The organism is Paraflavitalea speifideaquila, assembly GCF_032395985.1.
GTDB classification, from domain to species: Bacteria; Bacteroidota; Bacteroidia; order Chitinophagales; family Chitinophagaceae; genus Paraflavitalea; species Paraflavitalea speifideaquila.
Genome location: NZ_CP135920.1, coordinates 7,628,066 through 7,653,538 on the forward strand (window position 1 = coordinate 7,628,066; position 25,473 = coordinate 7,653,538).

Sequence of the window (25,473 nt, forward strand, 5' to 3'; positions counted from 1 at the left end):
AGCTTCCAACCTTCGATGTTTATTTGCGCCGGTAGGTACAACCGCTTTGTAATAAAAATAGGTTGTATATTCATTGCGGCGCCGTAGGTGACGCTGCTCACGCCGTAAGTAAACCACATAGCATCTTTACATAAGCAGTAATCATTTAATGATCACAATCAACCTTAATATGAAAAAGCTGACGCTTATTACAGCCATGCTTGGGATCGTTTTAGTAAACGGCTTTGGCCAGGTAACTGTACAATCGGGGGCATCGGTTCATATCCAGAACGGAGCCAATATTACAATAGAAGGCGAATTAACCCTGGCCAATGGCAGTAACCTGGCAAACAATGGTATCATCAGCATCGGCAACAGCAGTGGCCTGGCAGCCGACTTCACGGATAATACCATAACAGCTTATCATTATGGCAGTGGACAGTTTATTTTCAACAGTACCACCAACCAATTGATCAAATGTGCCAATACCTTCGAGCGTATTGATGTAGATGCCGGCAGCCTTACACTCGCCAGCAATATCATCGCCAATAAATGGTACCTCATCAAAGGCATTATTCATACAGCGTCATTTATCGCCATAGCAGCTGCTACCCTCAATTGGCCATAGAGCCAGATCCTGCCAATACCGGATTTATCAATGGTTGGTTTGATGGCGCCTTACGCCGGTATATAAGTCCGGCCACCATCAACAATTATCTTTTCCCCATAGGCAATGCCACACAGCCCAGCCTCGCGGAGATGGATAACCTCACCGCCAATCCACTCAACAATATAACCTATATAGATGCCTTCTTTGCCCCCAAGGCCGGCACAGATGCTGGCCTCATGGCAACAGAACAAGGGTCAACTTATATCAGCATACACAATGGAGGCATCTGGCACCTGGCCCCCAATACCCCTCCTGCCTCAGGAAAGTACAACCTGAAATTATACCTCAATGCTTTCGGCGGCCTGGCCAATAACCAGTTCACCATCCTGCGCCGCCCGGAAGGTTCTACCAATGGCGCCGACTGGTCAGTACCTGCCGGCAGCAATGTAAATGCCAATGGTGGGCCAGGCCGTCTGGCGGCAGATGGCTATGCCTTGCGCAATAACCTGGGGGATTCAGCGAATTTGGTATAGGCCTTTTAGCAACAGCCCTGCCCGTAAAACTGGGCAACTTTAACGTAAGACGCCTAACCAACAACCAGGTACACATAAGCTGGCAAACACAAACAGAACAAAACAATAAAGGGTTCCACATAGAACGCAGACTGGAGCAGGAGTCCGGTTTTACCTCCAAAGCATTTGTAGCGTCCAGCGCATTTAATGGCAATAGTACAGCAGTCATTGATTATTCATTTACAGATGCCAATCCATATAGTGGCATTAGCTATTACCGGTTAAGACAGGTTGACCTCGACGACCGGGCTTATTACTCCCTGATAAAAGGTGTGAAAGGCGAAAGCACCATTAACGTATTGATATGGCCCAATCCTGCCGAAGGTCAGTTCAGCATACGCATGGAGGGCGTAAATGGCCGGAAAGAAGCCTGTATAACAGACCTTAGCGGCAAGATTGTTCAAAAGTTAAGCATTACCGGTACCCAACAAGTAAACATCCATAACCTTCCAGCCGGTACCTATATACTTTCCATTCCAGATGCCTTCGGCATGGGCGCTCATTTTAAGGAAAAGTAATGGTGGTGAGGTAGTCCTGCAAAGGATTTAATTCTACTTTTACCTCAAATTGGCCGGCTTGAAACAGCAAAGGAAAATCTTCGCATACAAAAATGGGTCGTAGCAATAGGAGTATGCCTGTTCCTCGTTAAAATAGTGGCCTATTTTCTAACACACTCAGTAGCCATCCTCACCGATGCACTCGAAAGTACCGTTAACGTAACAGCGGGTTTTATCGGCCTCTATAGCTTGTATGTAGCTGCCAAGCCACGCGATGAAAACCATCCTTATGGCCATGGCAAAGCAGAGTTCCTTTCCGCTGCTGTAGAAGGCACCTTAATTGGCGTAGCTGGCCTCATCATCATTTACGAAGCTGTAGACAATCTCCTTCATCCCCGTCCCCTTCAAAAGCTCGACTATGGTATCATACTCGTAGCCCTTACCGCCATCATCAATTTTTCCATGGGCTATTATAGCATTAAAAGGGGACACAAAAACAATTCCCTCGCTTTGATTGCCAGCGGCAAACACTTACAGTCCGACACCTGGTCTACACTGGGTATTATTGTAGGATTGGCCCTCATTTATTTTACCGGTATTTCCTGGCTCGATGGAGCCGTAGCCATGTTGTTTGGCTTTATTTTGATCTTTACCGGTTACCGCATCCTGCGCCAGTCCATAGCTGGTATTATGGATGAAGCCGATAAGGAATTATTGATGAAAATGGTAGAAGTATTGAACAACCATCGCCGGGAGAACTGGATCGACCTCCACAACCTGCGCGTGATCAAATATGGCGGACAACTCCATGTCGATTGCCACCTCACCGTACCCTGGTATTTTAATGTGCATGAAGCCCACCGCGAAATTGATCAATTATCCAGCCTCATCAGGCGCGAGTTTGGCCATACCCTCGAATTGTTTGTGCATTCAGATCCATGCCTCGATTTTTCCTGCAGCATCTGCACCAAAAAGGATTGCACCGTACGGAAAAAGCCATTTGAAAAACAATTGCCCTGGACCTTGGATAACCTCCCCTGGATAAGAAACATCAGTTAACTCCCAATACCTGATTCATTGTCACCTTAAGCCTGTCCCCACCAATATCACAAGCCTGCCCAAACCCGCCAACCCCGTTCAAATTCCCCCACTGAAGAACTATGAAAGGTTTTTCTTCCCAACTTTCCGGCTCTTCCACGACCCCCAAAAGCCGGTTCGGGAAAACAGCCTATATTCGCTTCCCAATGACATATTGTAGAACTTTTTAAAACTGTCAAAATGCAAGCCTGGAAAGAGTATCAGGAAAAGAATAAGGACCGTTTTCTCAATGAACTGCTCGACCTGTTGCGTATACCTTCTATTAGTTCAAATAGTGCCAATAAGGAGGATATGAAAAAATGTGCCGAAGCCGTAAAAGAAAGTTTATTGAAAGCCGGTGCCACTACAACAGCCGTTTATGAAACCGACGGCCACCCCGTAGTATTTGCCGAAAAGATCATAGATCCTTCCAAACCTACCGTATTGGTTTATGGCCATTATGATGTACAACCACCCGATCCACTCAACTTATGGACAAGTGGTCCTTTTGAACCAGTCATTAAAGATGGCCGCGTATATGCCCGTGGATCAGCCGACGACAAAGGCCAGTTTTATATGCATGTGAAAGCATTGGAATTAATGACCGCCACTAATTCACAACCCACCAATATTAAATTCCTGATCGAGGGTGAAGAAGAAGTAGGATCACCCAACCTGGGCAAGTTTGTAGCGGCCCATAAAGACCTCCTCAAATGCGATGTCATCCTCATTAGCGATACCGCTATGATCAGCATGGACAATCCTTCCATGGATATTGGCGTGCGGGGGCTCGCTTATATACAGGTAGAAGTTACAGCCGCCAACCGCGATTTGCACAGCGGTGTCTACGGTGGCGCGGTAGCCAATCCCATCACTATTTTGGCCAGGATGATCGCTTCCTGCCATGATGAGAACAACCATATCACCATCCCCGGTTTTTATAATGAGGTAGTCGAAGCCGGCCAGGAAGAGCGCAACCTGATGGCACAGGCCCCTTTCAATGATGGAGAATATAAGAAAGACCTGGGCATACAGCAACTATGGGGCGAAAAAGGGTTCACCACCAATGAGCGTACCGGTATTCGTCCTACCCTTGAATTAAATGGTATCTGGGGCGGATACACCGGCGAAGGAGCCAAAACCGTATTGCCTTCCAAAGCATTTGCCAAAATATCTGCCCGGCTCGTACCCAATCAGTCATCCCACAAAATAACTGAGATACTCCTCGATTACTTCCGCAAGATCGCACCTCCTGCCGTTACCGTCCAGGCAGAAGAATTGCATGGAGGCGAGCCCTATATGACACCCATTGATTCATTGGCTTACCAGGCTGCCGCTAAGGCCATAGAAACCACCTTTGGGAAAAACCAATCCCTGTACGCGGGGAGGCAGTATTCCCATTTGTTCTATCCTCGAGCAGGAACTGGGTGTCAAGATCGTATTCATGGGCTTTGGACTCGATAGCGACAACCTCCACTCGCCCAATGAAAAGTTTGACCTGGCGAATTTCTATAAGGGCATCGAAACCATCCCTTATTTCCATAAGTATTTTGCAGAAACTAACAAGGCATAATAGGCAACCAGGCGCGAGGTAGCAGGACAACGAGGCAACAGAGCCAGCCACCACAAGCACCAATAAACTGGCTTCAATGTCAGGTTCCAGCCAAAAGCTGGGTCGCCCTCCAGGGGGCCGCTCACCCTGGTCCAACAGAACCTGCCGAAGCCTTGTATTATGCCTTCAGTCGCCAGCCTCTGGCTGGTGACGGCTATTCCCTGGCCTCCGGCTACACTCAAAAAAGCCTGACCAAACCGCCTTTAGTAGTCCAACATCCACTTATTTTTTATAACTCCCGGAGGTGAATACTTCCGGGATTTTTAATTTTACCCCATGGCAAGTGAAAAGAAAAATTACGGATCGACAAATACCTCTGGGCCATCCGCCTGTTCAAAACAAGGGCCTTGGCAGCGGCAGCCTGCGACGCTGGAAAAGTGAAATTGAACGACATGCAGGTCAAACCCTCCAAAACCGTATCCATTGGCGATGAATACCACGTAAAAACCGAGGCACGACGCTGGCGCGTAAAGGTCACCGCCTTATTACACAACCGCGTCGCTTATACCGAGGCCATTAAATATTACACCGATATTACTCCACCCGAAGAACTCGACCGCGTTGAGTTCCAGGCCGCCAGCTTCCACACCGGTAAGCGCCAGAGTAAGATAGGACGGCCAACAAAAAAGCAGCGCAGAGAATTGGGCGACTTCATGGGAGAAAAGGGAACTACAGAGGACTGAGGTCAGAGATCGGAAATTTGAAGCCGGGAATGCAACAACGATCCCCATTACTTTATTACTTACCGACTTCCGGACTTTACCGACTTTCGGACTCTTCTATAAAACAATAAAAAAGCCCGCCGGAGTATCCGGGGCTTTGTCTTACCTATACCTTTGATCAGAAAACTATTGGTTTGTGAGTGCTTCCTTTTTCTCCCCTTTCTCTTTCGTCTTCCCGGCTTTGTTCTTGTGCAATACCCCAACACGGAAACCGATATGAACGTCCGCCTGTTTCGATTCACCCAGTAAAGCAGTCAGCACACTACCCGATCCGATAAATACCGGTCCAAACCGGATCGACAAGCCTGCATTTAACTTCGTCAGTTCATTATAGTTAATGGGCAAATAAGCGCCAAACCTGGCCGTCTCATAACGTGGTGTAAGCGTAAATGTATTGCCGTATTGACTATTGTAAGGTTTGCTGCCCGTATTCACCAGCGAAAATTGACCAGCCCCATTAACATAGAATCCACGAATAACGTGGTAATCCACATCCACCTGCAGCGTAGTAGGCAATCCTACTTTATAATCAGTTTCCGTACTGCCGGCTACAGGCGTAAAGAACTGCGGACGGCTATCGAAGAATTTCTTATAATCATCCAGGTCAACCTTCGACAGCTCCGATAAATAAAATCGTTCAGCCCCCGTTACCCCGAGATCATAAGCCCCGCTGCGGCTCATATCCCGTTTGTATTTCAACGAGCCTACATCCAGTAAGGCCATGCCTACACGCAATTTATATTTGTTTTGATCCCTTCTCCATTCGTAGTTATCACTCCTCCTGTATTTAGCATGTTCCGGCCTGAACTCATATACAAAGCCGATATCAACGCCAAAACCTTTACTGTCAAAGGAGGTCAGGTCACTGCCTTCAAAATTGTCAAAACTGGCGCCGCCAAATCCCATAGCTATACGGCCCGTTGTATTGGAAAGATACGCTTTGTCTACTACCTTATCTTCATTGATCGTCGTAGTCAGGTTCTTCAATTGCAGGTAAGCATTGCCCACTCCTGCCAGGTATTTCAGCGTAATACCACCTTTCAGAAAGTGCTTTTCCTTATCAATAAGCACCTGCCCCACACTCGCGCCAAATTCAGTCCAGGCATTCATATTCACAAACATATTTTTCGCAGAACTGATCGTGTAAGGCAGCCCCGCCTCACTGTTATAGCCATCTACCACCTGCTGCAATAAAGTACCATCAATTTCCTGCACATTCGCCATTACACGGCTGCGCGTGGTGATGGCAATCCCTGTCTTTTTAGTCACATTGAATAGTACCGAAGGACCTATCAGCCCTACACTCATAAGACCATTGGTGGCGCCTGCATTCCTGCCGTATAGCTGATTTTCCAGACTATCCGCATTCAATGATTCACTAAGATTTTTTAACTTAAAAGAAGCCTGGTTATTACCACCCAGTACACCGACAGATACCAGGTTTACATCCCAGCGGTACCGGCTGTCCGCTATATTGGCCGGGTTGAAGAACACACCATTGACACCAGAATAATTGCCGGAACGATAGCCCGTAAAATCTTGTGAAAAGCCCAATAACGGGCACCATAAAAGAGAGGGTACGATCATTTTACGCAATAAAAGAGACCGTTTAATTGCTTAAACATGCGGTTAAGAGGGGTTTAGGGTTTAAAGGGTCGCGAACAAAACTGATATTCTACCCTTAAAACGTAAAACCACCTTTAATATTTGATGAACTTTTATCTTTGTGCCATGCGAATTGATATCATCACCGTTATTCCCGAATTGTTGGAAAGCCCTCTCGCCCATTCTATTATGAAACGCGCCCGCGATAAAGGCTTATTGGAAGTACACGTCCATCACCTGCGCCAATGGGCCGTTAATGAATATGGGCAGGTAGACGATTATCAATATGGAGGAGGGGCAGGCATGGTCATGATGCCCGAACCACTGGCCAATGCCATAGAAACATTGTCGAAAGAAAGAACCTATGACGAGGTCATCTATATGACACCCGATGGCGAAGATTTTAGTCAGGCCATTGCCAACCAATTGTCCCTGAAAGAAAACCTATTGATCATTTGCGGGCATTATAAAGGGATCGATCAGCGTATACGCGATCACTTTGTAACAAAAGAAATTTCCATTGGCAGCTATGTATTAAGCGGCGGCGAGCTGGCAGCCGCAGTAGTAGTTGATGCTGTGGGCAGGTTATTGCCCGGCGTATTGAACAACGAAACCTCAGCCCTCTTCGACTCTTACCAGGACAACCTACTGGCGCCGCCTGTTTATACCCGCCCTGCCGATTTCAGGGGCTGGAAAGTGCCCGATATCTTGTTGAGTGGCGACCTGAAAAAATTGACGAATGGCGTTATGAACAGGCTGTACAACGTACCACAGAAAGAAAGCCCGGTCTGTTGAAAGATTAAGGTCGGAACCCTGCCGTCAGAGATCCGCCCCCGCTCCCAGCCATTCACCTGCTCACTATTTCCCTTACCATGCTGCTATCAGGTATACCAGCGCATAAAAAACCAATTGCATGAGCAGGTTGATCAGGATTGTTTTTTTCATGGGTGTGGATTTGGTCACCTCCCTGATTGCATGCTTCATGCCAAAACCTTCTTATCCACATAGCAAAACTACCCCCTGCTTCGCGGTATATACGGCAACAGTTATAGCCAGCACTTTCCCACACAGTTATACTTCATGAAATATAACAATGCTACCCCCGCATTATTGATAACCTTTTCAATGGCTTATTAAAAATGGTATATAATCAGCAATGAAATGCCATGCCGCTTACTTTTGGGGCAACCTTTGACCGGCTATTTGTAGCCTCTTTAGGGTCAACCTTTGAAGGGCATTTGTGCCCCTAAAGGGGCACCAGCTTTGTAGCTTTGTAGCAACGTGTTGCGTTTTCAATGCGGCGCCGTAGGTGACGCTACACTCGGTTTAGGTAAACGGGAATGGATTAAAAGGAAAAGCCCGGATAGAGATCCAGGCTATTTATAATCCAATATCCTATGAAAAACCGTAGGAGCTTAAACAAATGATGTACCAACCTGCCTTAGACAGCAAAAAGCCGGATGTTACCATCCGGCTGATAAGTTTTGCGGATTTACTTCCGCATTTCAATATTACTATGCGCCATTTTATTTCTTTATTACCCCAAAAAACACAGGAAGCCCTTCCTATCTAACCAGCTCAACCTTCGTAGGCTTGCCATTGAATTCTACCACAGCCGATGCAAATTGACCACCGGCAAGGCTGATCGGCTTAATAGCCTTGGCAGCTACACCCGGTTTGCCATTTACCGTGATCGTGCTAAAGGGCGAACCTCCTGGTACCAGGAGCGTGAATTTGCGCACCTGCTTCCGTTTGTAGAGCGCCTCATTATTCGTTTTAATATCTATCGAGATCGTCGTCCCCTGCGTTGTTGCCGTAAAAGTGATCAGCTCATAATCCGCTTTCTCCAGCGTCCGCGTACTCGTACCATCATCATCATAAAACACGTAGGAAGAAGTACCTTCAGTAGCATAATACAATAAGCTGATGTCTTTTGAATTATACGTCTCCACCGATTTGATCGAATCCGCCTGCCATAAGGGTATAAAAGCCCCTCCTTTCACATACAAAGGTATACGGTTAATATCAACCGCCTGGTTTACCCATTGCTTTCCATTCAGCTCCTTATTATCATAAAAGTTATACCATTTCCCTTCCGGCAGGTATACATTTTTCACAGTAGCCCCCTGGCTCATGATCGGCGCCACCAGTATACCATCCCCCAGTAATATTCCTCATCCGCTTTAAAAGCCTCCCCATCACCAAAATTGTAATAATACAAGGGGCGCATCAGTGGTTTGCCCAGTACCGCCTGCTCATAACCCAGCGTATAATTATACGGCAGCAGTTCGTAACGGAGGTTGATATAGTTACGTACAATCGACTTGGCAGGCTCCTCCCACAAAGCAGGTTCCGAAGGAATACTCTTGATCGTTTTGTCGTAATCTTCCAGCGCCCTACCATGCGGGCGGAAGATCGGCGTAAAGGCCGCAAATTGCAACCAACGTGTATAGAGTTCCCCATCTGCCTGATCCGCCATCGCAAAGCCCCCGGCATCCGAATGTACATAAGGCAGGCCACTGGCACTCATACCCAGCAGTACCGGGAATTGCGATTTAAGGCCACTCCAGCTACGGGCCACATCACCCGTCCAGGGAAACACACCGTAACGCTGACTGCCCGCAAAACCAGCCCTGTTCAGATGAAACAAACGCGTAGACGGGTAATCATCCCGGTATTTTTCAAACAGCATCTTACTCCAGTAATGACCATACACATTGTGTACTTCATCAGCCCCCATCAGCCGGTTCACACCATAGTCTTTCAGGTTATGCATTACTTCTGCGGGATGCTTTTCAGGTTCACCCAAATCACTCCACCAACCTGTCACCCCATTGCTTACCTGCTTTTTGTAGTACTTCCAGATCCAGTCCTGCGCAGACTTGCGAAATACATCCAGTAATCCACCCTGCCCAAAATACAGATCCGTGAAATTATATGCCTTACCCGCCCCATCAGTAGCCAGGAAGGGAGTTGCTTCCCCAAACGTTTTAGAAGATTGCAGGATAAAAGGTTCAGTGATCAAAACAGTTTTAAGATTATCTTTTACCTTCAAATTTTCCATCATTAATTTGGGGTTCGGCCATTTCGTAGTATTCACCCAATCCAGGTTCCCCAGCGTTCCTTTGATATCATCGCCAAACCAAAACAGGTCAAAGATCAGCCCATCCATCGGAAACCTGTCATTCCGCATCTTCTTTACCATCTGTTGTACCTGTTCTTCACTGCGATAACCAAAACGCGATACAAAATTGCCCAATGCCCAACGGGGAGGCAGTGGCTGCCGGCCAGTGATCGCCGTATAGTTTCTCAGAATTTCGTCCATATTCTTGCCAAACACCACATAGTAGGTCAGTTCACCACTTATAAAACCAGCTTCCAAACTATTCTTATCCGTAAGCCCAATATCAAAATAACCCTTGAGGCATTGTCAAAAAACAAAGCATAGCCATTCGACGAAATAAGCACCGGTACCGAAAAATTAAGATTATCCGCCCCTAGCCCATACCCATAAGCCGCCACATTATACAGGTTCAGGCGGTATCCCCGCCGGTCCATCGGGAGCGCACGTTCCCCCACCGAAGAATTTCTCCTGCTCAGTAAGCTGAAAACGGAACCCATTATGATCACCTTGCGTAAAAACGAAGCCGATTTAACCTTCACCTCCTTTCCCGATTTAAAATAGAGCTTATCCTTTTGAATAACAATGCTCGTATTATTTTCCAGTTCCACCGTTTGAGAAATAGCAGCCGTTATTTTCGTCATCAGTGCCTGCCCTTTAGCAATTACCGCATCCGATATTTGTTCACCGCGCGTATACCCCGTTGGCCTGAAATTGGCCTTTATTACAGGCACAGCATACGATTGAAATGTCCATTCCCCCTCCTTTGCTTTGTATACGATCACATCCGCTTTCCCGTTAAAAGCGTCTTTACCAACAGTATTAACAGTTACCGTTTGAGCCCGCGTTATCGTAAGCAGGAAAAAGCACAAGAGCGTTACCGTCCATCTTAACATGGTATACATTTGGGATCAATATATAAAAACAAAAGGGTGCCGTCAAAAAAATTGACAACACCCTTTTGTTAAAGTAAATAAAACCAGTTAAGGCTTATTGAATATTTTCGTATCCACCTCTTTGTTGATCTCTATCTTTTTCACCGTTACATTCAACGTCACTCCTGTACCAAATTCAATCGCATAAGTATAAGGCATTACATACCCAAAATCCGTTTTCTTATAATCCGAAAAGTTAACCCCCTGCTCCACTTCCTGTCCCCCTGCATTTACTTTGGCCACAGTTCTTATAATATAATAAGTTGCAGGATCTATAAAATGGACAAAGTTGCCCCCTCTTTCGTTGTTACCACCAACTTCCAGGCTTTAACACCATTCACCGTTTCCTGCCCCGCCAATTCCACTTTCGTCCCACGCGCGGCATAATCAAATAAATTCCCCCGCACTCAGTTGCGATTTACCCGCCTTCAGCTCTTCCGCCGTCAGGTCTTCCGCTGTCATCTTTCCCACCAGCGGGTTGATCGTCCAGCCGCCTTTATCCGTAATACAATTAACGATCTTCTGACCATTAAAATTAACCTCACTCAGAGAGCCTACCCCAAATAATACCGTGGTAACACTGGGCGCCGCCGTTCCCATTATGTCCATTTCAGTCTCCGTATATAGAGATTTCATCCCGTTAACCTTGTCCTTTCCACCCAGCGCTTCAATGTGTTTGTTTACTATTTCATCCACGGTTTGCCCATTTACGGCAAAACTTACCGTTAAGGCAGCAAGCGCCGCAACTGATACACGCAGAAATTTCATGATGTTTATTTTTAATTTGACAGAATGGGGTTTGTACTTTTATAAGGCAACTTCGTCCATCAGCACCAGCTGTTGGAAGCCGCCGTACGAATTTTCTTCAGTCGCCAGCCTCTGGCTGGTGACCCTATTTCAAAGCCTCCGGCTTTGCCATAAGACTGCAATGTTAGACGTAAAATGGAGCATAATATTACAAGCCCTCATAAATATTGTATTATTTGATCCAAAGCCGGCATACCGTGAACACGGTAGGCCAGGCGGCCGCGCCTGCCCGCCTCCCTATTTTTCGAGTCCAAATGGTGCTATATTTACCTATAAACGAACCTTTTCATGACCAGCTTTACCATTACAGGTTTTTGGCCGATGTATGGCAAAAACAACTATACCCCGCAGAAATTAAGGTAGCACATGGTACCATCCAATCTATTCTACCCCTGCCTCCAAATACCATAGTCCCTCAACAATATATATTACCAGGCTTTATCGATAGCCACGTACATATTGAGAGCTCCATGCTCCTGCCCGCCGAATTCGCACGCCTGGCAGTAGTACACGGAACAGTAGCCACAGTAAGCGACCCACATGAAATTGCCAACGTTTGTGGCATGCAGGGCGTAGAATTTATGATCGCCAATGGCAAAACAAGCCCCTTTAAATTTTACTTCGGCGCACCCAGCTGCGTACCAGCCACCCAATTTGAAACTGCCGGCGCCACACTCGATGTACAGGATGTAGAGACCTTGCTGCAAAAGACGAGGTCAAATACCTGAGCGAAATGATGAATTTTCCCGGCGTTCTTTCTAAAGACCCCGTAGTGATGGCCAAAATTGCCGCCGCCAAAAGATACGGGAAACCCGTCGATGGCCATGCACCAGGCCTGAGGGGCCAGCAGGCCAGCCAATACATTGATGCCGGTATTTCAACAGACCATGAATGTTTTACAGCAGCAGAAGCATTCGATAAACTCCAATACGGCATGAAGATCCTTATACGGGAAGGAAGCGCAGCCAAAAATTTCGAGGCCTTGATCGAACTACTGCACGACTATCCCGATCAGATCATGTTTTGCAGCGACGATAAACATCCCGACAGCCTCGTGGATGGCCATATTAACCAGCTTTGCGCCAGGGCCATCAATAAGCGTATCGACCTGTTTAAAGTCCTCCAGGCCGCCTGCGTAAACCCTGTATTACACTACCGCCTGGATGTGGGTTTATTGAGAGAAGGCGATAGCGCCGATTTTATCGTGGTAGAAGACCTGCAACATTTTAAGACCATAGCTACCTATATCAACGGCAAAGCCGTTCATCAGCTGGCCCCGGCTGCCCAACCAGCCACTGCCCCCTCCATCAGCCCCCTGCCAGGCCACTCCTACCCCATATCAATAACTTTAATTGCGCCCTCGTCAAACCCGAAGATCTTGCTATACCTTATACCGGCCAGCAGATCGTAGCCGTGATCGAAGCATTGGATGGACAACTCATCACCAACCGCGTTGATCTTTCCGCAGGCTGGTTGTTGGATGAAGATACCCGCCAGCTCGTAAGTAATACCCGAAAGGATATTTTAAAGATAGCAGTTGTAAACCGCTATCAGCCGGCCAAACCTTCCCTTGCCTTTATTAAGAACTTTGGATTGAAAACCGGCGCCTTGGCTTCATCCGTAGCCCATGACTCCCACAACATTGTAGCTGTAGGAGTGGATGATGACAGCTTGTTCCGCGCCATCAACCTCGTCATTGCCCACCAGGGAGGCATTAGCTGTTGCGGCGGAACCTCCGCACAGCAGGACCTCATCATTCCTTTACCCGTAGCCGGGTTAATGAGCGATGAAGATGGCTACAAAGTGGCGCAGGCTTATACCACCATCCATACCATGGCCAAATCAATAGGCTCTCCATTAGCAGCCCCCTTTATGACACTCTCCTTCATGGCCTTGCTCGTAATCCCCCACCTCAAACTCAGTGACCTCGGATTATTTGACGGCGATCAATTTAAGCTCATATAGGACCCCAGGGTCCTTTTTTTTATGCCAGGAACTCCATTTTATACCAGCAGATCCTTTTTTAATACACCACCCGGCATCACGCAACTGGGTATTTTCAATATTACCTCAAGCTTACCCAATAGGACGATCATACATAAAATCACTTAGAGCATTAAATTCCCTTTTATTGACAATTATTATAACCATTCTTTTATATCTTTAGTAACAGTTACGACTAGCTTGATATAGCAACCCTACCATTCCAATACAATACCTCTGAATTATTGACATTTCTGTATCCACCCATGTCAATTGATGTCTGTTTGTGAACCCCCGACTAAACCCGAATTTATAGTATGTCTTTTAACCATCAGCACATCGGTGAAGCAGGAGCAGCTACTACCCTGCCAGAATCTCCATTGGTATCTTTTGCCCACGCTGTTCATCCCATAAGCGACGAAGCAAGAGAATATGCCAACAAAAAAGCTTTACCTATCGCGTTAAAAGGGTGAATTCCTCGTGAGGTCAGGAGAGCTATGTCCTTATTTTTATTTCATTCAAAAGGCATTTTGCGCGGATACGTTCAGGACGGTAAAAAGGAGATCACTACCTGGATCACCGCTGAAAATGAACTGGCCACCTCCATCACCAGTTTTCATGTACAACAAAAGTCATTTGAGAATATCCAGGCTATTGAGGAGAGTGAACTTACAGGCCTTCATTTTGACGACCTTCAATACCTGTATAACAATCACCCCGAGGTAAATGTAACAGGCCGCAAACTCCTCGAAAAGTATTACCGCGATGCCGAGGAGCGTGCTTATATCGCACGGCTTACAGAGGCTACATCAAAATACCAACGTTTTATTGCCACCAAAAGCTTTATGCTTAACCGCGTACCCCTTAAATTCATAGCCTCCTACCTGGGCATGACACTGGAAACCCTCAGCAGGATCCGGAGCAAACTATCCCATGCCAAATAACCATTAGTCAATACTTAACCCAAGTTGCGGTTAAATAATAATCAATAATCCAATAATCTCCCCTGGCCGCGCGGAGCAATCGGGCCTGGCTTGATCTTTTGGTTCTTTTGCATCAAGGCAAAAGAACAGAACAAGCGTGCCCCTTTCCCCGACAAAAACCTGCTTTTACCGGAAAAATGCATTGCATCGCCTCCTCCATCTTGTACCGCCCCCTTTCCTACTGTAGTTTTGTTTAAAATTAAAGGGTATGCAAAACCAGGAGTTTCGGGACTACAACCAGCAGTCGGGCGATAAGCCATCCCGCCGCCGAAAGAGCAACAATACTTTAGCCGGTCTGTTAATACTCGTAGCAGGTTCCGTACTACTGATCCGGCAAGTGGAGGCAGATCTTGTACCCCGCTGGCTGTTTACCTGGCCAATGATATTGGTGGTAGTGGGCTTCTTCGTGGGTATACAAACCAGGTTCCGTGATTTTGGCTGGCTCATCCTCATTGGTATTGGCGCCTTTTTCCTGGCAGACAATGTATTTCCCGATTATGATGCCGGCAGGTTTATAATACCTGTCGTCGTTTGCGGTGTAGGCCTTACCTTAATGTTGTCTCCTGGCAAAAAAAGACGGCATAAAAACAAAGACCACGAGAAAGCACTCTACTATAAAGATGCTGATGAAGAACCTTCCACTGGCAAGACAGATACCATCGAGGTCGTTTCCATTTTCGGCAATGTGAAAAAGAATGTTTACTCCAAAGATTTTAAAGGAGGCGAAGTAGTATCTGTTTTTGGCGGAGCCGAGGTAAACCTTAGCCAGGCCGATTTTAAGGGCCCCATCACTTTAGAGATCGTACAGGTTTTTGGCGGCACCAAGTTGATCGTACCGCCTCATTGGGTCATCCGGTCCGAGGCCGTAGCCATCTTTGGCGGTATTGAAGACAAGCGCCCTCCTCAATCTATTACCAGTCCCGATAAAGTATTGATCATTCAAGGTACTGCCTTGTTTGCTGGCATAGAGATCAAGTCCTATTAAGGTTCAATTATTATCTACATGTCAAAACTACACCGATATGAGTTGGTTCCTATCCAAGATCGTTTACCAGATTATTTGTGGCGAGGGTGTCCATACCCCTCAGTTTGATGAACAGCTAAGGTTGATAGAAGCAGATGATGAGCACACCGCTTTTGCAAAAGCCCAGGCCATTGGTGAGATGGAGCAGGAAATGTTTTTCAATCAACACCAAAAACTCGTGCAGTGGAAGTTTATTAATGTAAGCGAGCTTTATAAATTATCCGCTTTGATTGATGGAGCAGAATTGTATTCCAGGGTCCAGGAGACCGATAATGCCGGCGTGTATATTGAACTCGTCCATAAGCGGGCAGCCCATATACGCTCCAACCTTACCCACAGGTTCCTGGAATTGTTTTGAGGATCCTTGGGGGCCGCTCACCCTCCTAAGAACAGCTTGGCGTGGGTCGCCCTCCAAAGGACGGCTCACCCTGATCTAAAAGAACTTGTCGAAGCGTTTCAGGTGGGCAATACCCGATTTGAATAGTACACCATTAATAATTACAGGTGGCCACATCCCTTTTAGGAAGCAAAAAAACAAACTCATCTTTACCAGCTGTTGGCTGGTATGGTCATTAGTGCATGTAGCCTTATTACAAAACTCCCAATTGCCCATACCCCTGGCTGTTAAGGATGCGTTGCTATCCAACATCCTGTTGGCCGCCATTTGTTTACTGGTCAGCAACAATATGCGGTTTTACCGGCCACAAAAAGGAAAGTACATTTATATACTTATCCTTTGTGCAGCTGTGAGCGGTATATGGGTATTGATCTTAAAATATACATTACCCCAACTGGCCACAAACAATGAACTATACCAGTCATTCCTGCCCGTTTCCATGCCTGTCCGTTTTACAATAGCATTACTCGCCACCGGTTGTATGTCACTCATTAGCGAACTATGGTATGCACAGGAAGAACAAAAAGAAATAGAACAACGAAGCAATGCGGCTACCCAATTGGCCAGAGAGGCGGAGCTGTACAAATTAAGACAGCAGTTACAACCACACTTCCTGTTTAATAGCTTAAATTCTATCAGCGCCTTGGTCACCAGCAGGCCCGAACAGGCCAGGAAGATGATACAGCAATTATCCGATTTTTTACGAGGTACTCTGAAGAAGGAAGAGAACCAGTGGATCACTTTGGACGAAGAATTACAGCACCTGGAATTATACCTCGAAATTGAAAAAGTACGGTTTGGCCACCGGTTACATACCAACCTCGTCCACCAGGCAACCGGGCCGGCCAATCGTATACCCCATATGTTGTTACAGCCAGTTGTTGAAAATGCCATTAAATTTGGCTTGTACGATACCACCGGCGAGGTCGTCATCAGCATTACCACTACCCATACCAATGACTACCTCCAGGTCATCGTACAGAATCCATTTGATCCCGAAACCGCTTCCCCCAGGCAGGGTACCGGTTTTGGGTTGAATTCCGTACAGCGGCGGTTGTATCTCCTCTTTGCCCGAAACGATCTCCTGACTACTACAGCCGAAGGAAATTTGTTTACCACTATTATAAAAATACCCCATATATGATCAAGGCCTTAATTATCGACGATGAGCCTTTGGCGCGTTCCATCATACAGGAATTTTTACACTCCCACCCTGCCATTACCGTTGTACAGGAATGCAGCGATGGGTTCGAGGGCCTCAAAGCCATTCAGCAACACCAGCCCCAATTGATATTTCTCGATATTCAGATGCCCAAGATCAACGGGTTTGAAATGCTCGAATTGATAGAACAGCCCCCTGCTATCATTTTCACCACCGCTTTTGACGAATATGCCATCAAAGCCTTTGAAAGCCACGCCGTAGACTACCTGTTGAAACCTTTTAGCCAGGAAAGACTCGACAAAGCCATCCAGAAATGGATCGATCAGCAGCAGCCTGTCCCCGCAGCCACTCCCCTCCTCGAAACCGCCTCCCGCTCTCCCCAGCAAAGCCAGCGCATTGTAGTCAAAACAGGTGGTAGGATCAGGATCATCCCTGTAGAGGAGGTCCAGTACCTCGAAGCTGCCGACGATTATGTAAAGATCCATACTCCTGGGGGCGTTTTCCTCAAGAATAAGACCATGGGCCATTTTGAATCCGTATTGGATACCGCCCAGTTTGTGCGCACCCATCGTTCTTATATCGTCAATGTGCAGCAGATCACCCGCCTCGATGCCCATGAAAAAGAAAGCTGGCTGGCCCTGCTCACTACAGGTGCCCGCGTGCCCGTAAGCAAGGCCGGTTATACCAAATTGAAAAGCGTACTCGGTATCTAGCCCAGTCGCCTCAGTCGCCAGCCCCTCAGTCGCCAGCCTCCGGCTGGTCACACTCCACAAAAATGCCTGTTACGATTACCTGAGATATATGCAGCGCCATGAAACTTCTCACCAGGAACTATTTTATTTATCTGGCAAACAAGACAATATGGAGGACAATGAAATGATCAAGGCCAAAGTGCTCCAGCATATCTACAATGAAATAGAGAACCAGCTGGGCCAATGACAAAAAGTGTTCAAATATATTTTCTTCAATGGCTTCACCACCGACCAGATAGCCCGGCAACTCAACATCAGCCCTCAAACCGTAATCAACCAAAAAACAAGAGCCTTGAAACTATTGCGCTTATCCCTCCTCAAAAAAGACCTCCTGCCCACCGCCATCACCTTCTATTATTTTGCACTTATTTTCTACCAGCTAACCGCATCCCTTTAAATTTCAACCCCGCCCCACCCGCTGCCATATCAAGTCCGCCTAAGCCTTTTCTTCCCAACTGGCTCATCTGTAGCGCCGCTCGCCTCCAAAGCGCGGCTCACCCGCTTAACAACACCTTAGCGCCCCTCACCCCGGCGCCCTGTTTAAAAGCCCCGGAAACCAGCCTGATCATATAATCACCAACTACTATCCGGGAGCCCCAAAAAAGCCCCCAAAAAAACTTCTTTTTTTGTTTGGTTAAACCCGGCACTCCCTCGTGGTATACTATGTAAATGCTATGCTTGCCCTATGAAATATTCAATAGATGAACTGATTATAAAGTATTTGTTCGGCGCTTTAACCGACGAAGAGCGTTTGATCCTGAATGAATGGAAAACATTGCCCGAAAACCGTCAATTACTCGATCAGCTCAGCAATGCTGCATGGGTAAAGCAGGAATTACACAAGATCGCACAGGTAAAAGAAGACAATGTTTACAACAAGCTCTTCCAGATCTATTCCCAACAGCAGATGCCTGTCATCATCCATAAAAAGCGCCGTACCCTTAGCAGGTACCTGGTGGCGGCTTCCTTGTTGATAGTCCTTGGTACAGCCACCTGGTTGCTCGTGCCGCGTACACCAAAGCCCGTTTCCCCTGCCATAGTCGTCAGTTCCTGGGAGCCATTAAAAAATGATGTGCAGCCGGGCCGTAACCGGGCTATGGTCACACTAGGCGATAATACCGTTATCGACCTTGACAGTACCAGTAATGGCTTTTTGTCCCAACAGCGAGGCGCCCGCATCATCAAGCAGCAAAATGGTGAGATCACCTATGAAAAGCAGCCCCTCACACAACAAAGCGAAACCGTTTTCAATACCATTACTACCCCAAAAGGCGGGCAGTATATGATCTCTTTGCCTGATGGCAGTAAGGCCTGGTTAAATTCAACTTCTTCCCTCCGCTTTCCTACAGCTTTTACGGGTGAAGCCAGGATAGTAGAACTTACGGGTGAGGGCTATTTTGAAATTAGCTCCCTCCCGGCCTCGCCTGCCAGGTCCCGTACAAAGCAGCCCTTTCTTGTAAAAACAGGTGATCTTACCGTGGAAGTAATGGGTACCCACTTTAATGTGAATGCCTATAAGGACGAGGAAGCTATTAAAACCACCTTACTCGAAGGCGCTGTAAAAGTATCCAAAGGCAGTATGGTGGGTTTATTAAGACCGGGCCAGCAATCCCAGGCCTATCGCCAGGGCCCTTTGAAAACCGTAAAGAAGGCCGACCTGGAGCAAACCATCGCTTGGCACAATGGTGTATTTGCTTTCAAAGATGCCTCCATCCTTACCATTATGCGCCAGGCACAGCGCTGGTACAATATTGAAGTGATTTATGAGGGCAAGGTAAATAATAAAGGACCAAAGTCCTATAATTTTGAGTTACCACACTTAAAACCATAGAAACAATGCTCCAGGAAGACAAAATTATAGCTCTTTACTGTATAGTGGATGATTTATTAAAGGGTATAGGGCACCATGAGCGTGGAAATCGCAAGATGAGTGATAGTGAAATAATTACAACCGCTCTTGTATCTGCTCTTTACTTCGGTGGTAATCAGGATAATGGCCGTGGTTTTATGCAAATGACGGGCCTGGTAACCGGGATGCTGGATAAGAGTGGGTTTTGCAGACGGCTCCATGGTTTGGAAGCATTGATCTGCAGCTTGTTTTTTCAAATCGGCCATCATTTGAAGAGCATAGCCGGCGCGTCAGAATATATCATGGATTCCTTTCCTGTAGCTGTATGTCATAATATGCGCATCAGTCGCGCCAGGCTATTACAGGGCAGTCAGTGGCGGGGCTATACGGCCAGTATGCGTCAATATTTTTATGGGGTAAAAGTGCAGGTATTGACAACGGCCACAGGCATTCCGGTGGAATTCTGTTTTATGCCAGGCAGGGAACATGATATAACAGCATTGGGCCAACTGCCGTTGGCAGTAGCGCCTGAATGCAGAATTTATGCTGATAATGGCTATATGAATCAACAGACAGAAGAAACGATATGGGAAGCAGAGCAAATCAAATTAATGGTGCAACGAAGAGCCAATAATAAAATTCAGGATGCGCCCTGGATACGATTTCTTAAACAATATATGAGGAAGCCAATTGAGACAACCTTTAGCGGGATCAAAAACCTCTTTCCCAAAAAGATTCATGCAGTTACAGCTAAAGGGTTTCTATTAAAAATTGTTGTCTTTATTGTGGCTTTTACATTAAATAAACTTACTTAACCCGCAACTTGGGTTAATTAATAATCAATAACCTCACCAAGCCGCGCGGAGCGTTCGGGCCTGGCTTGATCTTTTGGTTCTTTTGCATCAAGGCAAAAGAACAGAAGAAGAATGCAATAGAACAAAGAAAGCCATGCCTGCCAAGACTACCACCCGCAATTCAATCCGCGTAATCCGCGATTAAAAAGGGTGCTGGCAATGCAGAGCTAATGTTGAATAAAGGTCCTCAATTGCAAAAAGGATTTTCACCCATTAACCCTTTACACCGCCGGCAACCCGGATGAAAACAGCTACTTCTCGTGGCCATGATATGATCGACTAAGACTAATTTTCAGATACCGGAACCAAGCGCGTCGATCAATACTTTTCAGGTATTCCGGCAATCAGTTGCCGCCTGGCGGCAGGAAAAAAAACAGAGCCCAACCTCAACATTCGAAACTTTATTACGTGCATGAACTCCATGATGAAGAAAGCCCGGGTTCTCCTTATTCACTTCCCCCTTTGCTTATCCACCCGAACCTATAATTTGATGACGGGTTCTTTCCTTCCTTCCACTCCCACAAATCTACCCCTACAAGGATGCCAGTTGTTGTAGCGGCTGGCATTACTTTTTTCATAAATGACCATTACCCCCATTTTACTCCCTTTCCCATTAATTGCGGCTATCACCCGCCGTCTACATTACAAATATACCTACCCCTGCAGCCCCTTGTTTTAGATATAAGGATTCTTTTTTTCATAAATGACCAATAAGTCTAAATACTTTACCGGCTCCTGAAATATTTGGGAGGATGTCCATAATGCTTTTTAAATGCAGTGGAGAAGTTCGCAAAGCTCTGATAACCTGTTAAGATCGCAATTTGCTCAATAGAAGTATCCGTTTCCAGTAAAAGCATACTGGCTTGTTCCATGCGGATATCCAGCAGAAAATGATACAACTTCACACCAAATAAAGTAACGAAACGTCTTTTTAAAGTACGCGTGGTAAGCCCATACATCTTAGCCAGTTCTTCCAGTTTCAAGGGCTTATCCCTATTTGTAAGCAGAAAGTTTTTAGTTCATACATCGTCTCTACTTCCTTCGTCGTAAATCGTATGATCTTATCCATCGGGTGCCTGGCTGTTTGATACAATACACTGATTAACAATACCCTCACCAGCGCATCATAATGTTTCCTCCGCAATTCACCGGTATACGATGAATTGAGCAGTTCCCTGATGCAGCCCATCATATCCCCCGTAGCTACCTGGTTCACCTTACACAACCGCGAAAATACCTGCCCTGCTGTATTTTGCAACCACTCCTCAAGTGTATAAAATGGGGAGCCAGCGAAGCCAGGTAATCATAAGTAAAATGGATCTCCAGGTTAGTATACGATTTGTCCTTAAAACTTATCTTTTCCTGTACCCTGGACGCATAAAATAAGTTATACCCCCTTTCATGCATAGGCACACTACCCACTTTGGGATCATAATAATTAAAACTATTGTTCAATATAAAACGGAGACTATACACAGCCTCATCCCGGATTATCGTCAACCGGTCCCCCTTTTGAGTTGGTAATTGTTGTACCAAACCGAATATTGATTTCCAATCGTTTCCTGCAGCAGTAAGTCGCCAAAGGCCCCGGAAGCAGTTATACCGCGCGATTCCGGTATCTTATATTCCCACAGCCACGTAGGGGCTGAATCAGATAAGAGGATATTCCCTTCACTTTCCGAAAGGATCTGAACTTTCATAAAGACAGGTTTAATGGTCAAATGCCGGTACAAGTTCGGTTATACATCCAATTTCTAAAGCATAAGGTAGTTTTTATTTTAGCATATTCCTTATTTGGCATTCCTTACAATTCCCACACCGCCCCTAAGAGTTTCTCTGTAGTAACCACTACATGCTACAGGTTATTTTACCAAAATAGCGCCATTCTATGACCAGACATTCAGAAAAAGAAGCAAATTCCTATTTCGTTACCTGGCTAACCAAAGAACACTTACTATTATTTGGCCGCAGCAATGATTGGCAACCAAATAGTTTACTCCCATTTTCGAGATCATCTGACAACGTACCCCTTTCTTAATTCACTTTTTGGTCAAGGCACTGGTTACATGCTTAAAACTTAAAGTAATGTCCACCAGTTTTATTCCTACACCCACTGAAATTGAGGGCAAGGCAGGTTCTAATGACGACCTCGCCGATACTACCGATTTGAACCTTATACGCAAAATGCTGTGCAAACCGGTCTCGTATGATACCGTACAGAATATTATTTATACCAGGCATTTTGTGCTCGATCAGGTAATCATATCCTTACGGTTACTTTGTTTGTCTACCGATTTGCCCGTAATCTATAACTGGCTCCCTTGGGAATATACACGCCACCTTAAAAGGAGGCCCATGTAGAACACCTCCATGAAATTTACAGCCGCATTGCCGGGTCCGGCACCGCCCAGTCCTTTATGGTGATGATGAACAATACCAACCTGGCACAGGCAGATGCCTACCAGGCCTCTGCCGATGACATCAGCTTACATTACCAGGTTAAGCCCGGCGATTACCGGTTGCAATTCCTGATAAAACCAGAAAGACTCTTGGTAGGAAACTATGCCTTATGCGCCATGCAAGCTACTTTGGAATTTCTCTTTTCCTTCCTCGAAGTAAAGCGAATCGTTATGCAGTTGGATGAAAATGAATACCTGAATAACAAAATGGAAAAAGCAGGTTTTACATTCCATAAAAAACCACTACCCGGCAAAAAACATCCCGCCTGTATACCTGTACAAAAGAAAGTTTGAGAAAGGCAATCGCGTAAGCTCGAAGGGCGGCTCAACCTGTTCTAAGGAAGCTTATCGAAGCGTATTCACGCCCCTTTAGGGGCTACAGCTTTGTAGAAATGAATGTCAATAAATTCCATTTGCCCTGTAAGGGCAATCCGCTACGTAGCTGCGCCTAAAGGTGCTTGTCGAAACCGACTTAAGGGTGGGTCGCCCTCTCAGGGCGGCTCAACCTGTTCTAAGGAAGCCTGTCGAAATCGCAAGCCTGCCTCACCATTGCCCAATACATTTGTCCGCTGCGGCCCGCACCTGCTTTTGTGCCTGGGCAATAGCCTTGTTGATCCTCGCGTCGGCGCCCTTCACCGAAATGTCCGTCGTTTTTCAAGCGCCGTCAGGTACCAGTCCTGCCATATTTCCAGGATATGTTTTCTTGCGCAGCATCACCCCCTTTTTGTACCACCGCCGCGCTCAAAGCACATTCCGTTTGTAGGCGCTGCAGCGCATTCCCAGTAAGGTCCTTAATAAGCGCCAGGGCCGTTTTTCGATCGGCCTGCGTAAGCAAATAAGCAGTGGCCAGTGCACTCACCCCCACATGTTTCATTTCTTCGGCAGACACCATATCAAGCCGGTCGCCATCCGTATGATAAAATACATCCGTAAAATGCCACATCAGCAATCCAGGTATCTTAGCCTGCAAAAGGGCGTATGATCACTTCCGCCTTCAAACGGATTCGTATTGACCACCCAGCCCGTGGCTTTGGATTCCTGCAAACAACGGTTCAATAAGAAGTCATTAAAATAATGCGGAAATAGATCTGCCTCTTTTAAAGGCGAACCACCCCATTCACTATGCTTATCATTTCCTCTTGTCCAGATAGCAGAGGGATCAGGCATTTTTCGATCAGGAAACTACCCCCGTTTTTTGAACATCCTCACCCACCATATCCAGACTAAGGCCCCATTTAATACCTCTTGCCCGCAAAGAATCGTCTTTTATATACCGGTTCGTAGAAACAATTTCATCACCCCATAAAAAAGTGATCGTACGTTGGGGCCCTATTTTTTTAGCTTTTACCAATTGCGCCGTTACACGCGCCATTTCCGCCAGCGTGCCTACCCCCGTAGCATTGTCATTCGCTCCAGGCTCTTGTACATGCGCACTGAAAACAAACCGTTCCTCCGGTTTCGCTGCACCGCGTACATTTGCTACGATCGTCAGCTCTTCAGAAGCATAGATATTTGTCTCAGTAACTACCCGCAACTGCACCGGACCTTTAGCCAGCGCTGCCTTCAATTTCGTCCTCGCCGCATACGACAAAAGTATACCCCATTTCCGCTTAGTCGGATCAGTTTCATATCCGATGCCCTGGAACTGGATCGAGTTCACATGTTTTTGAGGTTGCGCATAAGCCGGCAACGAGTACGACAAAGCACCCAGTGCCCCTTTTTTCATCGCCTTGGTATGCGCGCTGCCGATTCCTCCATCCGCCAGTATGATTTTACCCGTGAGGTCTTTCCCTTCCAGGTCTTTATTACCCGCTTTTTCTATATCCACCAACTCCGCAGTAACTCCTCCGGCCGGCGTAGAGCCAGAGTTGATCGCCAGCATATTACGGTTCGTTTTAAATTCCAGCAGCGGTTTATCCTCCCCAACAATATACAATTGCGCATTAACAGGTTCCCACGTGGATCGTTGCATAGGGCGCTTTTCAATCCTATACGTAAGTACAGCGTCCGTCTCGCCCGTTGTTTCCTTCACAAAACCTGCTGATTGCAGTATCTTTTCTACATAATAAATACTTTCATTAAACCCGGCATTACCCGCAAGCCGCCATCGCTGCTCTACAAACGCCACCGTTTGTAAGGCATTATTGGCTACGAACTCCTTTCTTAATAAAGTAAAATATTTCTTTTCCAGGGAGGATGCTTTTGAGCAATCGATCCGGAACACAGCAGGATGAATACCAGCAGTTGGGCAACCGTGGCAGGTTTATTGGTTCTACGCATTTGATTTTTAGCCTTTTCAATAGATAGGCTAACCGTTACAATATACGAAATGTTCCCGCGCTCTTAACGCCGCTCATATTAAGTTTCACTGGACCGATACAACCATGACAATTTAATTGGCTAATTGATAAATTAGCTAATCCCCTCATTGCCTTCCCCTCATCGCTTAATTAGCAAATTGACAAATTAGCTA

The 25,473-nt window shown here is 46.4% G+C and carries 35 protein-coding genes; 22 read left to right on the forward strand and 13 right to left on the reverse strand.

The genetic code is table 11. From position 1 onward, the window contains the following. The first annotated feature begins 148 nt into the window (after positions 1–148). The 7 genes from RS881_RS52255 to hslR all read left to right on the forward strand — a co-directional run bounded on the left by RS881_RS52255 (position 149) and on the right by hslR (position 5,030). The gene (locus tag RS881_RS52255; RefSeq protein ID WP_315818062.1) at positions 149–607 is read left to right on the forward strand and encodes a hypothetical protein; all 459 of its coding nucleotides are present in this window, start codon (positions 149–151) and stop codon (positions 605–607) included. Continuing rightward, a complete protein-coding gene (locus RS881_RS52260; RefSeq protein ID WP_315818063.1) occupies positions 598–1,122 on the forward strand; it encodes a hypothetical protein in 525 nt (174 codons plus the stop codon). The genes RS881_RS52255 and RS881_RS52260 overlap by 10 nt, the downstream gene beginning before the upstream one ends. Before the next feature lie 311 nt (positions 1,123–1,433). Beyond that, positions 1,434–1,679, forward strand: coding sequence for a T9SS type A sorting domain-containing protein (locus tag RS881_RS52265; protein ID WP_315818064.1), 246 nt, complete (start codon positions 1,434–1,436; stop codon positions 1,677–1,679). Between the two features lie 135 nt (positions 1,680–1,814). After that, complete coding sequence (locus RS881_RS52270; RefSeq protein ID WP_315818065.1) at positions 1,815–2,717, forward strand: cation diffusion facilitator family transporter; 903 nt, start codon at positions 1,815–1,817, stop codon at positions 2,715–2,717. A 219-nt stretch (positions 2,718–2,936) separates the two neighbouring features. Next, positions 2,937–4,199, forward strand: a complete 1,263-nt coding sequence (locus RS881_RS52275) for a dipeptidase (protein ID WP_315818066.1) — start codon at positions 2,937–2,939, stop codon at positions 4,197–4,199. Beyond that, on the forward strand, positions 4,180–4,308 hold the full coding sequence (locus RS881_RS52280) for a hypothetical protein (protein ID WP_315818067.1): 129 nt from the start codon (positions 4,180–4,182) through the stop codon (positions 4,306–4,308). The genes RS881_RS52275 and RS881_RS52280 overlap by 20 nt, the downstream gene beginning before the upstream one ends. A gap of 341 nt (positions 4,309–4,649) precedes the next feature. After that, on the forward strand, positions 4,650–5,030 hold the full coding sequence (gene hslR / locus RS881_RS52285; protein ID WP_315824899.1) for an Hsp15 family ribosome-associated heat shock protein: 381 nt from the start codon (positions 4,650–4,652) through the stop codon (positions 5,028–5,030). A gap of 165 nt (positions 5,031–5,195) precedes the next feature. Here the strand turns inward: hslR and RS881_RS52290 are convergent, their stop codons facing one another. Continuing rightward, positions 5,196–6,656 (reverse strand): DUF5723 family protein, encoded by a 1,461-nt coding sequence (locus RS881_RS52290; RefSeq protein ID WP_315824900.1) that lies wholly within the window; start codon positions 6,654–6,656, stop codon positions 5,196–5,198. A gap of 123 nt (positions 6,657–6,779) precedes the next feature. Here RS881_RS52290 and trmD point away from each other — a divergent pair, with 123 nt between their 5' ends. Continuing rightward, complete coding sequence (trmD, locus tag RS881_RS52295; RefSeq protein ID WP_315818068.1) at positions 6,780–7,469, forward strand: tRNA (guanosine(37)-N1)-methyltransferase TrmD; 690 nt, start codon at positions 6,780–6,782, stop codon at positions 7,467–7,469. Positions 7,470–8,239: 770 nt separating this feature from the next. On the opposite strand, the gene RS881_RS52300 is transcribed toward trmD, so the two are convergent. The 5 genes from RS881_RS52300 to RS881_RS52320 form a co-directional block, all read right to left on the reverse strand. After that, complete coding sequence (locus tag RS881_RS52300; RefSeq protein ID WP_315818069.1) at positions 8,240–8,821, reverse strand: glycoside hydrolase family 31 family protein; 582 nt, start codon at positions 8,819–8,821, stop codon at positions 8,240–8,242. After that, positions 8,806–10,056 (reverse strand): TIM-barrel domain-containing protein, encoded by a 1,251-nt coding sequence (locus RS881_RS52305; protein ID WP_315818070.1) that lies wholly within the window; start codon positions 10,054–10,056, stop codon positions 8,806–8,808. Before RS881_RS52305 ends, RS881_RS52300 begins: the two co-directional genes overlap by 16 nt. Further along, positions 10,038–10,700 (reverse strand): hypothetical protein, encoded by a 663-nt coding sequence (locus RS881_RS52310; RefSeq protein WP_315818071.1) that lies wholly within the window; start codon positions 10,698–10,700, stop codon positions 10,038–10,040. Before RS881_RS52310 ends, RS881_RS52305 begins: the two co-directional genes overlap by 19 nt. 78 nt (positions 10,701–10,778) lie before the next feature. Next, positions 10,779–10,973: a hypothetical protein gene (locus RS881_RS52315; RefSeq protein ID WP_315818072.1), complete on the reverse strand. Its 195-nt coding sequence runs from the start codon at positions 10,971–10,973 to the stop codon at positions 10,779–10,781. A 144-nt stretch (positions 10,974–11,117) separates the two neighbouring features. Continuing rightward, positions 11,118–11,498 (reverse strand): hypothetical protein, encoded by a 381-nt coding sequence (locus RS881_RS52320; RefSeq protein ID WP_315818073.1) that lies wholly within the window; start codon positions 11,496–11,498, stop codon positions 11,118–11,120. Between the two features lie 353 nt (positions 11,499–11,851). Here RS881_RS52320 and RS881_RS52325 point away from each other — a divergent pair, with 353 nt between their 5' ends. The 12 genes from RS881_RS52325 to RS881_RS52380 all read left to right on the forward strand — a co-directional run bounded on the left by RS881_RS52325 (position 11,852) and on the right by RS881_RS52380 (position 20,502). Further along, the gene (locus RS881_RS52325) at positions 11,852–12,265 is read left to right on the forward strand and encodes an amidohydrolase family protein (RefSeq protein WP_315818074.1); all 414 of its coding nucleotides are present in this window, start codon (positions 11,852–11,854) and stop codon (positions 12,263–12,265) included. A 5-nt stretch (positions 12,266–12,270) separates the two neighbouring features. Next, positions 12,271–12,948 carry an amidohydrolase family protein gene (locus RS881_RS52330; RefSeq protein WP_315818075.1) on the forward strand — a complete coding sequence of 226 codons (678 nt, stop codon included), beginning with the start codon at positions 12,271–12,273 and terminating at the stop codon, positions 12,946–12,948. A gap of 2 nt (positions 12,949–12,950) precedes the next feature. Then, positions 12,951–13,502 (forward strand): adenine deaminase C-terminal domain-containing protein, encoded by a 552-nt coding sequence (locus tag RS881_RS52335; RefSeq protein ID WP_315818076.1) that lies wholly within the window; start codon positions 12,951–12,953, stop codon positions 13,500–13,502. Positions 13,503–14,050: 548 nt separating this feature from the next. Then, on the forward strand, positions 14,051–14,464 hold the full coding sequence (locus RS881_RS52340) for a Crp/Fnr family transcriptional regulator (protein ID WP_315818077.1): 414 nt from the start codon (positions 14,051–14,053) through the stop codon (positions 14,462–14,464). A gap of 247 nt (positions 14,465–14,711) precedes the next feature. Then, on the forward strand, positions 14,712–15,488 hold the full coding sequence (locus tag RS881_RS52345) for a LiaF transmembrane domain-containing protein (protein WP_315818078.1): 777 nt from the start codon (positions 14,712–14,714) through the stop codon (positions 15,486–15,488). Between the two features lie 37 nt (positions 15,489–15,525). Beyond that, positions 15,526–15,885, forward strand: a complete 360-nt coding sequence (locus tag RS881_RS52350) for a DUF4288 domain-containing protein (protein ID WP_315818079.1) — start codon at positions 15,526–15,528, stop codon at positions 15,883–15,885. Positions 15,886–15,970: 85 nt separating this feature from the next. Next, entirely contained in the window at positions 15,971–17,068 is a 1,098-nt protein-coding gene (locus RS881_RS52355; protein WP_315818080.1) for a sensor histidine kinase, read from the forward strand. After that, a complete protein-coding gene (locus RS881_RS52360; RefSeq protein ID WP_315818081.1) occupies positions 17,065–17,799 on the forward strand; it encodes a LytR/AlgR family response regulator transcription factor in 735 nt (244 codons plus the stop codon). Before RS881_RS52355 ends, RS881_RS52360 begins: the two co-directional genes overlap by 4 nt. An 88-nt stretch (positions 17,800–17,887) precedes the next feature. Then, positions 17,888–18,025 (forward strand): hypothetical protein, encoded by a 138-nt coding sequence (locus tag RS881_RS52365; RefSeq protein WP_315818082.1) that lies wholly within the window; start codon positions 17,888–17,890, stop codon positions 18,023–18,025. A 6-nt stretch (positions 18,026–18,031) separates the two neighbouring features. Continuing rightward, on the forward strand, positions 18,032–18,235 hold the full coding sequence (locus RS881_RS52370; protein ID WP_315818083.1) for a helix-turn-helix transcriptional regulator: 204 nt from the start codon (positions 18,032–18,034) through the stop codon (positions 18,233–18,235). 288 nt (positions 18,236–18,523) lie between these two features. Continuing rightward, positions 18,524–19,669, forward strand: a complete 1,146-nt coding sequence (locus RS881_RS52375) for a FecR family protein (protein WP_315818084.1) — start codon at positions 18,524–18,526, stop codon at positions 19,667–19,669. Between the two features lie 5 nt (positions 19,670–19,674). Beyond that, the gene (locus RS881_RS52380; RefSeq protein WP_315818085.1) at positions 19,675–20,502 is read left to right on the forward strand and encodes an IS982 family transposase; all 828 of its coding nucleotides are present in this window, start codon (positions 19,675–19,677) and stop codon (positions 20,500–20,502) included. A 764-nt stretch (positions 20,503–21,266) separates the two neighbouring features. On the opposite strand, the gene RS881_RS52385 is transcribed toward RS881_RS52380, so the two are convergent. From RS881_RS52385 to RS881_RS52400, 4 genes are read right to left on the reverse strand one after another with little or no spacing between them, the layout of a single operon-like run. Next, positions 21,267–21,524, reverse strand: a complete 258-nt coding sequence (locus tag RS881_RS52385; protein WP_315818086.1) for a helix-turn-helix domain-containing protein — start codon at positions 21,522–21,524, stop codon at positions 21,267–21,269. Further along, on the reverse strand, positions 21,521–21,757 hold the full coding sequence (locus RS881_RS52390; RefSeq protein WP_315818087.1) for a hypothetical protein: 237 nt from the start codon (positions 21,755–21,757) through the stop codon (positions 21,521–21,523). Before RS881_RS52390 ends, RS881_RS52385 begins: the two co-directional genes overlap by 4 nt. Further along, positions 21,754–22,041, reverse strand: a complete 288-nt coding sequence (locus tag RS881_RS52395; RefSeq protein WP_315818088.1) for a hypothetical protein — start codon at positions 22,039–22,041, stop codon at positions 21,754–21,756. Before RS881_RS52395 ends, RS881_RS52390 begins: the two co-directional genes overlap by 4 nt. Continuing rightward, positions 22,038–22,241, reverse strand: coding sequence for a hypothetical protein (locus RS881_RS52400; protein WP_315818089.1), 204 nt, complete (start codon positions 22,239–22,241; stop codon positions 22,038–22,040). Before RS881_RS52400 ends, RS881_RS52395 begins: the two co-directional genes overlap by 4 nt. A 385-nt stretch (positions 22,242–22,626) precedes the next feature. Between RS881_RS52400 and RS881_RS52405 the strand changes: the two genes are divergently transcribed. After that, entirely contained in the window at positions 22,627–22,902 is a 276-nt protein-coding gene (locus RS881_RS52405; RefSeq protein ID WP_315818090.1) for a hypothetical protein, read from the forward strand. Positions 22,903–22,928: 26 nt separating this feature from the next. Beyond that, entirely contained in the window at positions 22,929–23,294 is a 366-nt protein-coding gene (locus tag RS881_RS52410) for a GNAT family N-acetyltransferase (RefSeq protein WP_315824901.1), read from the forward strand. Positions 23,295–23,664: 370 nt separating this feature from the next. On the opposite strand, the gene RS881_RS52415 is transcribed toward RS881_RS52410, so the two are convergent. Genes RS881_RS52415 through RS881_RS52425 form a run of 3 tightly spaced genes read right to left on the reverse strand, consistent with a single transcriptional unit; the run spans position 23,665 to position 25,224 of the window. Continuing rightward, a complete protein-coding gene (locus RS881_RS52415) occupies positions 23,665–23,943 on the reverse strand; it encodes a hypothetical protein (protein ID WP_315818091.1) in 279 nt (92 codons plus the stop codon). Further along, positions 23,943–24,167, reverse strand: coding sequence for a hypothetical protein (locus tag RS881_RS52420; RefSeq protein ID WP_315818092.1), 225 nt, complete (start codon positions 24,165–24,167; stop codon positions 23,943–23,945). The genes RS881_RS52415 and RS881_RS52420 overlap by 1 nt, the downstream gene beginning before the upstream one ends. 7 nt (positions 24,168–24,174) lie before the next feature. After that, the gene (locus RS881_RS52425; RefSeq protein ID WP_315818093.1) at positions 24,175–25,224 is read right to left on the reverse strand and encodes a M28 family peptidase; all 1,050 of its coding nucleotides are present in this window, start codon (positions 25,222–25,224) and stop codon (positions 24,175–24,177) included. Between the last annotated feature and the right edge of the window lie 249 nt (positions 25,225–25,473).

Excerpts from the sequence above, each read along its gene's own strand:
- RS881_RS52255 (WP_315818062.1), top strand. The coding sequence starts at position 149 with ATGATCACAATCAACCTTAATATGAAAAAGCTGACGCTTATTACAGCC.
- RS881_RS52275 (WP_315818066.1), top strand. The coding sequence starts at position 2,937 with ATGCAAGCCTGGAAAGAGTATCAGGAAAAGAATAAGGACCGTTTTCTC.
- RS881_RS52280 (WP_315818067.1), top strand. The coding sequence starts at position 4,180 with ATGGGCTTTGGACTCGATAGCGACAACCTCCACTCGCCCAATGAAAAG.
- RS881_RS52290 (WP_315824900.1), bottom strand. The coding sequence starts at position 6,656 with ATGATCGTACCCTCTCTTTTATGGTGCCCGTTATTGGGCTTTTCACAA.
- trmD (WP_315818068.1), top strand. The coding sequence starts at position 6,780 with ATGAACTTTTATCTTTGTGCCATGCGAATTGATATCATCACCGTTATT.
- RS881_RS52310 (WP_315818071.1), bottom strand. The coding sequence starts at position 10,700 with ATGTATACCATGTTAAGATGGACGGTAACGCTCTTGTGCTTTTTCCTG.
- RS881_RS52320 (WP_315818073.1), bottom strand. The coding sequence starts at position 11,498 with ATGAAATTTCTGCGTGTATCAGTTGCGGCGCTTGCTGCCTTAACGGTA.
- RS881_RS52330 (WP_315818075.1), top strand. The coding sequence starts at position 12,271 with ATGATGAATTTTCCCGGCGTTCTTTCTAAAGACCCCGTAGTGATGGCC.
- RS881_RS52345 (WP_315818078.1), top strand. The coding sequence starts at position 14,712 with ATGCAAAACCAGGAGTTTCGGGACTACAACCAGCAGTCGGGCGATAAG.
- RS881_RS52350 (WP_315818079.1), top strand. The coding sequence starts at position 15,526 with ATGAGTTGGTTCCTATCCAAGATCGTTTACCAGATTATTTGTGGCGAG.
- RS881_RS52360 (WP_315818081.1), top strand. The coding sequence starts at position 17,065 with ATGATCAAGGCCTTAATTATCGACGATGAGCCTTTGGCGCGTTCCATC.
- RS881_RS52365 (WP_315818082.1), top strand. The coding sequence starts at position 17,888 with ATGCAGCGCCATGAAACTTCTCACCAGGAACTATTTTATTTATCTGGC.
- RS881_RS52375 (WP_315818084.1), top strand. The coding sequence starts at position 18,524 with ATGAAATATTCAATAGATGAACTGATTATAAAGTATTTGTTCGGCGCT.
- RS881_RS52380 (WP_315818085.1), top strand. The coding sequence starts at position 19,675 with ATGCTCCAGGAAGACAAAATTATAGCTCTTTACTGTATAGTGGATGAT.
- RS881_RS52400 (WP_315818089.1), bottom strand. The coding sequence starts at position 22,241 with ATGAAAGTTCAGATCCTTTCGGAAAGTGAAGGGAATATCCTCTTATCT.
- RS881_RS52405 (WP_315818090.1), top strand. The coding sequence starts at position 22,627 with ATGTCCACCAGTTTTATTCCTACACCCACTGAAATTGAGGGCAAGGCA.
- RS881_RS52415 (WP_315818091.1), bottom strand. The coding sequence starts at position 23,943 with ATGTGGCATTTTACGGATGTATTTTATCATACGGATGGCGACCGGCTT.
- RS881_RS52420 (WP_315818092.1), bottom strand. The coding sequence starts at position 24,167 with ATGCCTGATCCCTCTGCTATCTGGACAAGAGGAAATGATAAGCATAGT.